Below are 10,616 nucleotides of genomic sequence, written 5' to 3' on the forward strand. Positions count from 1 at the left end.
CTGCGTGCTGCGGTGATCGGGCGTGAGCTGGCCGGGCTCGGGGGCATGGCCTCCCTTCCGCTGCCGCTCGCCGAGGTCGAGGAGCGGTTGAAGGGCTGGACGGGTCGGCTGGGTGTGGCCGCCGTCAACGGGCCGTCGAGCACGGTCGTCGCCGGTGACGCGGATGCCGTGGCGGCGTTCGTGGCCGAGGCGCAGGGGGAGGGGATCCGGGCGCGTCAGGTGCCGGTCGACTACGCCTCGCACTCGGCGCACGTGGAGCGGATCGAGGCCGAGCTGCTGGAGGTGTTGGGGCCGATCGTCCCGCGCCGGCCCGAAGTCCCCTTCTACTCCACCGTGACCGGCGGTCTGCTCCGGGAACCCGTCCTCGATGCCGCGTACTGGTACCGCAACCTGCGCCGGCCCGTCCGCTTCGAGGACACCGTCGGGCTGCTGCTCGCCAAGGGCTTCGCCACCTTCGTGGAGTCCAGCGCCCACCCCGTCCTCACCCTGGGCGTCCAGGAGACCGCCGAGGCGCTCGGTACTCCCGTTCTCACCACCGGCTCCCTGCGCCGCGACGAGGGAGGCCTCCAGCGCCTCCTGACCTCCGCCGCCGAGCTGTTCGTGCGCGGTACCGGCATCGACTGGGCCTCCCTCTTCGAAGGGACCGGCGCCCGCCGCGTCGACCTGCCCACGTACGCCTTCCAGCGCGAGCACCACTGGCTGCCCGCCGCCCCCGCCGCCACGCCCGCCACGACGGCCGCCGCCACCGGACCGGAGGCGGGCCTCGGCTACCGGGTCGGCTGGAAGAACCTGCGCGCCGACGACCCGGCCGACCGGCTCTCCGGCCGCTGGCTGCTCGTCGCCGCCGACTCCCCCTCCGGCTCCGCGCACGCCGAAGCCGCCCGGCAGGCCCTCGCCTGCCGGGGAGCGGACGTCGAGACCCTCGCCGTCGACCCCGTCCACGCCGACCGGTCCCTCCTGCGGGCGCTCCTCGCCGAAGCCGCCGACCGGCCCGGGGCCCTGCCGCTGAACGGGACCCTGTCCCTGCTGCCCCTCGTCCAGGGCGAGCACCCCGACCACCCCGGCCTGCCGCTCGGCCTCGCCGCCACCCTGACCCTCGCCCAGGCCTGCGCCGACGCCGGCAGTGGGGCCCGCCTCTGGGCCGCCACGGCCGGGGCCGTCGCCGTCTCGCCCGCCGAGTCCCCGTCCCCCGAGGCCGCCCAGACCTGGGGCTTCGGCCGGGTCGCCGCCCTCGAACTGCCCTCCCTGTGGGGCGGCCTCGTCGACCTGCCCGCGCAGCCCGACGCCCGCGCCTTCCAGCTCCTGGCCGCCGTCCTCGCCTCGCCCGCCGACGACGACCAGGTCGCCGTCCGGGGCTCCGGCACCTACGGCCGCCGCCTCGTCCCGGCCGCCGCCGGCGCGCCCGGCCCCCGGACGCCCGGCCCGCGCGGCACCGTCCTGCTCGTCGGCGACCTCGCCACCGCGGCCGGGCCGCTGGCCCGCCGCCTGCTCACCGCCGGCGCGGACCGCGTGGTCCTCGCCGGTCCGGCCGAGGCCCTCGGCCCCGGCGCCCCCGGCTCCGGCACGCCCGGATCCGACGTCTCCGGCTCCGGCACGCCCGGCCCCGACGACCGGATCACCGTCGTCCGCTGCGACCTCGCCGACGACGGCCGGCTCCGCGGGCTCCTCGACCGGTACGCGCCGTCCGCCGTCTACGTCGCTCCGCCCACCGCCCCCCTGACCACCCTCGTCGAGACCACGATCGAGGGCTTCGCGGCGGCCGTCACCGCCAAGACCGGACTGGCCGCCCGCCTGCACACCCTGCTCGGGGCCACCGGCACGGAACTCGACGCGCTCGTCCTGTTCTCCTCCGTCGCCGGCGTGTGGGGCGGCGCCGGCCAGGGCGGATACGCCGCCGGCACCGCCTACCTCGACGCCCTCGCCGAAGCCCGCCGGGGCCACGGCCTGCCCGCCGCCTCCCTCGCCTGGACCCCCTGGGAGGGCTCCCTCACCGGCCCCGCCGCCGAGCAGATGCTCCGCGCGGGCCTGCGGTTCCTGGACCCCGAGCGGGCCCTCGACGCCCTCGACGCGGCACTGGCCGGACGGGAGACCACCGTCGCCGTCGCCGACGTCGACTGGGCGCGGTTCGCCGCCGCCTACACCGCCGCCCGCCCCTCCGCGCTGCTCGACGAACTGCCCGCCGTACGCGCCCTGCGCGCCGCCGAGAAGGCCGCCGCCGACGCCGCCGGAGCCGCCGCGGGAGCCTCCGCGACCCGGATCGCGGGCGCCCTGCGCGGCCGGCCGGAGCAGGAGCAGCGGCGCGAGCTGTTGCGGCTCGTCCGCACCCACGTGGCGGCCGTCCTCGGCCACGCCTCACCCGAAGGCATCGACCCCGAACGGGCGTTCAGGGAACTCGGCCTGAACTCGGTGACCGCCGTCGAACTGCGCAACCGGCTCCGCGAGGCCACCGGACTGGACCTGGCCGCCTCCCTCGTCTTCGACCACCCCACCAGCGCGGCCGTCGCCCGCCACCTCCACGAGCTGGCCTCCGGCACCGGAGCCGAAGGCGAGGCGGACGGGCCGTTCGCCACCGTCCCCGCCGGCGGGGACGCCGAGCCCGTCGCCGTCGTCGCCATGGCCTGCCGCTTCCCCGGCGGCATCGACACCCCCGACGAGCTGTGGCAGCTGCTGCGCGACGGCGGCGACGCCATCAGCACCTTCCCGACCAACCGCGGCTGGGACCTCGACGGCCTCTACGACCCCGACCCCGAGGCGAAGGGCCGCACGTACGTCCGCGAGGGCGGCTTCCTGCACGAGGCCCCCGACTTCGACCCCGAGTTCTTCGGGATCTCCCCGCGCGAGGCCCTCGCCATGGACCCCCAGCAGCGGCTCCTGCTGGAGACCTCCTGGGAGGCCCTGGAACGCGCCGGCCTCGACCCGGCCGCCCTGCGCGGCAGCCGCACCGGCGTCTTCGTCGGCACCAACGGCCAGCACTACATGCCGCTGCTGCAGAACGGCGACGAGGACTTCGACGGCTACCTCGGCACCGGCAACTCCGCCAGCGTGATGTCCGGCCGGCTCTCCTACGTCTTCGGCCTCGAAGGCCCGGCCGTCACCGTCGACACCGCCTGCTCGGCGTCCCTGGTCGCCCTGCACCTGGCCGTGCAGTCGCTGCGCCGCGGGGAGTGCGGGATGGCCCTCGTCGGCGGCGCCACCGTCATGTCCACCCCGGAGATGCTGGTCGAGTTCTCCCGCCAGCGCGTCATGTCCCCCACCGGCCGCACCCGGGCCTTCGCGGCCGGCGCCGACGGCGTGGCCCTCGGCGAGGGCGCCGGCATGCTGCTCGTCGAGCGGCTCTCCGACGCCGAGCGCCACGGCCACCCCGTCCTCGCCGTGATCCGCGGCTCCGCCGTCAACCAGGACGGCGCCTCCAACGGCCTCACCGCCCCCAGCGGCCCCTCCCAGCAGCGGGTCATCCGCCAAGCCCTCGCCGACGCCGGCCTGGAGCCGCAGGACGTCGACGCCGTCGAGGCGCACGGCACCGGCACCGCACTCGGCGACCCCATCGAGGCCCAGGCCGTCCTCGCCACCTACGGCCGGGACCGCGACCCCGCGCGGCCGCTGCGCCTGGGCTCCGTGAAGTCCAACATCGGCCACACCCAGGCCGCCGCGGGCGTCGCCGGCGTCATCAAGATGGTCCTCGCCCTGCGCGGCGGGACCCTGCCCCGCACCCTGCACGTCGACGCGCCCACCCCGCGCGTCGACTGGAGCTCCGGAGCGGTCTCCCTCCTCACCGAGGACCTGGACTGGCACAGGGACGGCACCCCGCGCCGCGCCGCGGTCTCCGCCTTCGGCATCAGCGGCACCAACGCCCACGTCATCCTCGAAGAGGCACCCCGCCCCGACGGGCCGGCCCCCGCCACCGCACCGGAGGGCGACCCCGACGAGTGGGCGGAGGTCACCGTCCCGCTGCTGCTGTCCGCCCGCTCCGAGACCGCCCTGCGCGCCCAGGCGGCCCGGCTGCGCGCCGGACTCGTCGAACACCCCGGCACGCACCCGGCCGACGCCGGATACACCCTGCTGACGGCCCGCTCCCGCTTCGAACGGCGCGCCGCCGTCATCGGCGAGAGCCGCGAGGAGATCCTCGAAGCCCTCAACGCCCTCGCGCAGGACCGGCCGCACCTCGCCGTGCTCCGCGGCTCCGCCGGACCCGGCGACCGCATCGCGTTCGTCTTCCCCGGCCAGGGCTCCCAGTGGCCCGCCATGGCCGAGGGTCTCCTGGACCGCTCCGCCGCCTTCCGGGAGACCGCCGCCGCCTGCGACGAGGCTCTGCGCTCCTACCTGGACTGGTCCGTCATGGACGTCCTGCGCCAGGTGCCCGGCGCGCCCTCGCTCGCCCGCGTCGACGTCGTCCAGCCCGTCCTGTTCACCATGATGGTGTCGCTCGCCGCCACCTGGCGCTCCCTCGGCGTCCACCCGTCGGCCGTCGTCGGCCACTCCCAGGGCGAGATCGCCGCCGCCTACGTCTGCGGCGGCCTCTCCCTCGACGACGCCGCCCGCATCGTCGCCCTGCGCAGCCAGGCCTGGCTCACCCTCGCCGGCAAGGGCGGCATGATCGCCGCATCGCTGGCCCCCGCCGAACTGCGCGCCCGCCTGGAGCGGTTCGGCGACCGGCTGTCCGTCGCCGCCGTCAACAGCCCCGGCACCGCCGCCGTCGCCGGCGAGCCGGCCGCCCTGCGTGAACTCCTCGACGAGCTCACCGCCGCGGGCGTCCACGCCCGGGCCATCCCCGGCGTCGACACCGCCGGGCACTCCGCCCAGGTCGACGCCCTCAAGGAGCACCTCCTGGAGGTCCTCGACCCGGTCGCCCCGCGCACCGGCGACATCCCCTTCTACTCCACCGTCACCGGCGGACTCCTCGACACCGCCGCCCTGGACCGCGACTACTGGTACCGCAACATGCGCGAACCCGTCGAGTTCGAGCGGGCCACCCGGGCACTGATCGCCGACGGCCACGAGGTCTTCCTCGAACCCAGCCCCCACCCGATGCTCTCCGCCTCCCTCCAGGAGACCGTCGCCGACGCCGGCGCCCGGGCCGCCGTCCTCGCCACCCTGCGCCGGGAGAAGGGCGGCGCCCGCTGGTTCGCCGCGGCCCTCGGCATGGCCCACGTCAGCGGTGTGGAGATCGACGCCGACGCCCTCTTCGGCAAGGACTCGCGCCGCGTCGACCTGCCGACGTACCCCTTCCAGCGGGAACGCTACTGGTACGACGTGCCCGCCCGGCGCGGCGACGCCGCCTCCATCGGCCTCCACGAGGCCGGCCACCCGCTGCTCGGCGGCGGCGTCGAACTCCCCGAGTCCGGGTCCGTCGTCTACACCGCCCGCGTCGGCGCCGACACCCACCCCTGGCTCGCCGACCACGCCCTGCTGGGCACCGTCCTGCTGCCCGGCGCCGCCCTCGTCGACCTGGCCCTGTGGGCCGGTCGGCAGTCCGGCTGCGGCCGCCTCGACGAACTGATCCTCCAGGCACCCGTCGTCCTGCCCGACGACGGCGCCGTCGAACTCCGCGTCCAGGTCGCCGCCGCCGGCGCCGACGGCCGGCGCAGCCTCAGCGTCCACTCCCGCGAGGCCGGCGCCGCCCCCGGCTCCCCCTGGCAGCGGCACGCCGAAGCCACCCTCGCCCCCGACGCCGACACCCCGCCCGCCCCGCTGCCCCGGCCCTGGCCGGCCGCCGCGGCCCGGCCCGCCGGACGCCCCGGACCCGACGCGTTCTACGAGGAGTTCACCGCCCGCGGCTACGACTACGGACCGCACTTCCGCGGCTTCCACGACGGCTGGCGCGAGGACACCGCCGTCCACGCCGAGATCGCCCTCCCGCCCCGCACCCGCGAGGCCTCCGCCGGCTACGGCATCCACCCCGCCCTCCTCGACTGCGCCCTCCAGGCCATGAGCCTGGGCGCCTTCTTCCCCGACGACGGCAAGGCCCGCATGCCCTTCGCCGTCCGCGGCGTACGCCTGCACACCGAGGGCGCCGACCGGCTGCGGGTGACCATCACCCCCGCCGGCGAGGACGCCGTCACCCTGCGCGCCACCGACGACACCGGCCGGCCCGTCCTCGACGTCGACGAACTCCTCGTCCGCACCGTCTCCGACGAACAGCTCGCCGCCGCGTCCGCCGCCGCGGGCGGCCGCCACGGCGGCTCCCTGTACGAGGTCACCTGGCCGCGGCAGCACACCCCCGCGGCCCCGCTGCCCGTGCGGACCGCCGTCGTCGGCGAGGACCACGCCGAGGTCCTCGCCGCCCTGGAGACCGCCGGCGCCCCCGCCGACTGGTACCCCGACCTGGCCGCGCTCCTCGCGGCCACCGCCGACGGACCCGCACCCGACACCGTCGCCGTGTCCTTCCCGCACCACCCCCGGCCCGACGCCGCGACCGCCCACGCCACCGCCCACCGGGCCCTGGACCTTGCCCGGGCCTGGCTCGACGCCGGCGACCGGCTCGCCGGCACCACCCTCACCCTCATCACCCGCGGCGCCCTCGCCACCACCCCCGACGAACACGTCACCGACCCGGCCACCGCCACCGTCTGGGGCCTCGTCCGCTCCGCCCAGTCCGAGGAACCGGGCCGCTTCACCCTCCTCGACCTCGACCCGGCCGGCGACCCGGACACCGCCGGCGCCGCCGCCCTCGCCGCCGCCCTCGCCTCCGGCGAACCCCAGCTCGCCGTCCGCGGCGCCACCGTCCGGGCCCCCCGCCTGGCCCGCTCCGGCGACCAACCCGGCGACCTCCTGGTCCCGCCCGCCGGAACCCCCGCCTGGCGGCTCGCCACCAGCGGCACCGGCACCCTGGAGGGGCTGCGCCTCGCCCCCGCCCCCGACACCCTGGCACCCCTGGAGGAGGGCCAGGTCCGCATCGCCGTACGCGCCGCCGGCATCAACTTCCGCGACACCCTCATCGCCCTCGGCATGTACCCCGGCGACCCCGTGATGGGCGCCGAAGGCGCGGGCGTCGTCGCCGAGGTCGGCCCCGGCGTCACCACCGTCGCCCCCGGCGACCGGGTCCTCGGCATGTGGACCGGCGGCTTCGGCCCCCATGCCGTCGCCGACCACCGCATGCTCGCCCCCGTCCCGGCCGGCTGGACCTTCGCCCAGGCCGCCTCCGTACCGGCCGTGTTCCTCACCGCCCACTACGCGCTCACCCGCCTCGCCCGCGCCACGCCCGGCCAGTCCCTCCTCGTCCACGCGGCCGCCGGCGGCGTCGGCATGGCCGCCCTCCAGCTGGCCCGCCACCACGGCCTCACCGTCTACGCCACCGCCAGCACCGGCAAGTGGGACACCCTGCGCGCCCGCGGCCTCACCGACGACGCCATCTCCGACTCGCGCACCACCGGCTTCGCCGACGCGTTCCTCGCCGCCACCGGCGGCCGGGGCGTGGACATCGTCCTCAACTCCCTCGCCGGCGAGTTCGTCGACGCCTCCCTGCGCCTCCTGCCCCGCGGCGGCCACTTCCTCGAACTCGGCAAGGCCGACGTCCGCGACCCCGACGCCATCGCCACCGCCCACCCCGGCACCCGCTACCAGGCGTTCGACCTGGTCCAGGCCGGCCCCGACACCGTCGGCGAGATGCTCCGCGAACTCCTCGCCCTCTTCGAGGCGGGCGTCCTGGAGCCGCTGCCGCTCACCGTCCACGAGGTCCGCCACGCCCGCGAGGCGTTCCGCACCCTCAGCCAGGCCCGGCACACCGGCAAGCTCGTCCTCACCCTGCCGCCCGCCTTCGGCCCCCACGGCACCGTCCTCGTCACCGGCGGCACCGGCACCCTCGGCAGCGCCGTCGCCCGCCACCTCGTCACCGCCCACGGCGTCCGCCACCTCGTCCTCGCCGGCCGCCAGGGCCCCGACGCCGAGGGCGCCCCCGAACTCGCCGCCGAACTCGGCGCGCTCGGCGCCCGCGTCACCCTCGCCGCCTGCGACGCCGGCGACCGCGAACAGCTCGCCGCGCTCCTCGCCGCGATCCCAGGCGACGCCCCCCTCACCGGCGTCGTGCACACCGCCGGCGTCCTCGCCGACGGCACCCTGCCCACCCTCACCCCCGAGGCCCTGGACACCGTCCTGCACCCCAAGGTCGACGCCGTCCTCAACCTGCACGAACTGACCCGTGACCTCGACCTGTCCGCGTTCGTCCTCTACTCCTCCTCGTCCGCCCTGTTCGGCAGCCCTGGCCAGGGCGGCTACGCGGCCGCCAACGCCTTCCTCGACGCCTTCGCCGGCTACCGCCGCTCCCTCGGCCTGCCCGGCGTCTCCCTCGCCTGGGGCCTGTGGGCCACCGACAGCCGCATGGCCGGACACCTCGACCAGAGCGGCATGCACCGCCGCCTCGCCCGGGGCGGGATCATGCCCCTCACCGACACCGAGGGCCTCGCCCTCTTCGACGCCGCCCAGGCCGTCGACAGCCCCCTCCAGGTCCCCATCCGCCTCAACCCCGCGGCCCTGCGCGCCGCGGGCCCCGTCCCCGCCTTCCTCGGCGACCTCGTCGGCGGCGGCCGGGAGTCCACCGCCACCCCCCGGCACACCGGCCCCGCCGACACCCTCGCCGACCGGATCGCCGGCCTGCCCGCCGACGAACGCGAGGAACTGCTCCTCGACGCCGTACGGGCCCACGCCGCGGCCGTACTCGGCCACGGCGGAGCGGAGGACGTCCTCACCGACCGGGCCTTCAAGGAACTCGGCTTCGACTCCCTGACCGCCGTCGAGATGCGCAACCGGCTGGCCGCCGCCACCGGACTGCGCCTGGCCGCCACCCTGGTCTTCGACCACCCCACCCCCGCCGCCCTCGCCGCCCACCTGAGCGGCGCCCTGGCCCCCGCCGGCGACCCGGCCGACGACCCGGCCGCGGCCGACCCCGACGCCCGCGCGGCCTCCGTCCTCGCCGAACTCGACCGGCTGGAATCCCTCTTCGGCGCCCTCTCCGGCAGGGCCGCGGAGGGCGGGGGACCCGACGAGACGGCGCACAAGGAGATCGCCGGCCGCCTCGCGGCCCTCACCGGCCTCTGGAACGGCCTCGGCGGCACACCGTCCACCGGCGACGACCCGGCGGCCGGCTCCGTGGCCGAAGCCATCGAGGACGCCGACGACGACGAGATCTTCGCATTCATCGACGAGCGGTTCTGAAACCGCCGCACAGCACGTGACGGGTGACGAGACATGGCGAACGCGAACGAAGACAAGCTCCGCGCATACCTGAAGCGGGCCACCACCGAACTGCACCGCACCGGCGAACGCCTCAAGGAACTGGAGGGACGGGCCCACGAGCCGATCGCCATCGTCGGCATGGCCTGCCGCTTCCCGGGCGGGGCCGACACCCCCGAGGACCTGTGGGAGCTGGTGTCCACCGGAACCGACGCCGTCTCGCCGTTCCCCGCCGACCGCGGCTGGGACGTCGAGGGCCTCTACGACCCCGACCCGGACGCGGCCGGCCGCTCGTACTGCCGCGAAGGCGGCTTCCTGAACGCCGCCGGAGCCTTCGACCCCGGCTTCTTCGGGATCTCCCCCCGCGAGGCCGTCGCCATGGACCCCCAGCAGCGGCTGCTGCTGGAAACCTCCTGGGAGGCCCTGGAGCGCGCCGGCATCGACCCCCGCTCCCTGCACGGCAGCCGCACCGGCGTCTTCGTCGGCGCCTGGGACGGCGGCTACACCAGCGGCGTCCGCGCCCCCTCCGCCCAGCTCGAAGGCGACCTCCTCACCGGCAGCGTCGTCAGCTTCACCTCGGGCCGCATCTCCTACACCCTGGGCCTGGAGGGCCCCGCCGTCACCGTCGACACCGCGTGCTCGTCCTCCTTGGTCGCCCTCCACCAGGCCGCCCAGTCCCTGCGCCGCGGCGAATGCGACCTCGCGCTGGCCGGCGGCGTCACCGTCATGTCCACCCCCGCCGTGTTCGTCCAGTTCTCCCGCCAGCGCGGAGTCGCCGCCGACGGCCGCTGCAAGGCCTTCGCAGACACCGCCGACGGGTTCGGCCCCGGCGAGGGCGCCGGGATCCTCCTCGTCGAACGCCTCTCCGACGCCGTACGCAAGGGGCACCGCGTCCTGGCCGTCCTGCGCGGCTCGGCCGTCAACCAGGACGGCGCCAGCAACGGCCTCACCGCCCCCAGCGGCGCGGCCCAGCAGCGCGTCATCCGCCAGGCCCTCGCCGACGCCCAGGTCACTGCCGCCGACGTGGACGCGGTCGAGGCGCACGGCACCGGCACGAAGCTGGGCGACCCGATCGAGGTCCAGGCCCTCATGGACACCTACGGCAGCGCCCGCACGGCCGGACGGCCGCTGTGGCTCGGCTCGCTCAAGTCCAACATCGGGCACGCGCAGGCGGCCGCCGGGGTCGCCGGCGTCATCAAGATGGTCAAGGCGCTGGAACACGGCCGGCTCCCCAAGACCCTGCACGTGGACGCGCCCTCGTCCCAGGTGGACTGGACGGCGGGCGCCGTCGGGCTGCTGACGGAGGCCCGCGACTGGCCCGAGGACGGGCGTCCGCGCCGTGCGGGCGTGTCCTCCTTCGGGGTGTCCGGGACGAACGCGCACGTGATCCTGGAGCAGGCTCCGGAGCAGGTGGCGGAGCCGGTGGAGGTGGTGCGGGAGCTGCCGGTGGT

At 76.7% G+C, this 10,616-nt stretch carries 2 protein-coding genes; both read left to right on the plus strand.

Annotated features, from left to right (window positions below):
- The first annotated feature begins 12 nt into the window (after positions 1-12).
- Entirely contained in the window at positions 13-9,147 is a 9,135-nt protein-coding gene (locus ACIRBY_RS38505; RefSeq protein WP_403910074.1) for an SDR family NAD(P)-dependent oxidoreductase, read from the plus strand.
- Positions 9,148-9,180: 33 nt separating this feature from the next.
- The coding region (locus ACIRBY_RS38510; protein ID WP_403910077.1) for a type I polyketide synthase at positions 9,181-10,616 on the plus strand (1,436 nt) is incomplete at its 3' end.

This window comes from Streptomyces sp. NPDC096136 (genome assembly GCF_044763325.1).
In the GTDB taxonomy this organism is placed as follows: Bacteria; Actinomycetota; Actinomycetes; order Streptomycetales; family Streptomycetaceae; genus Streptomyces.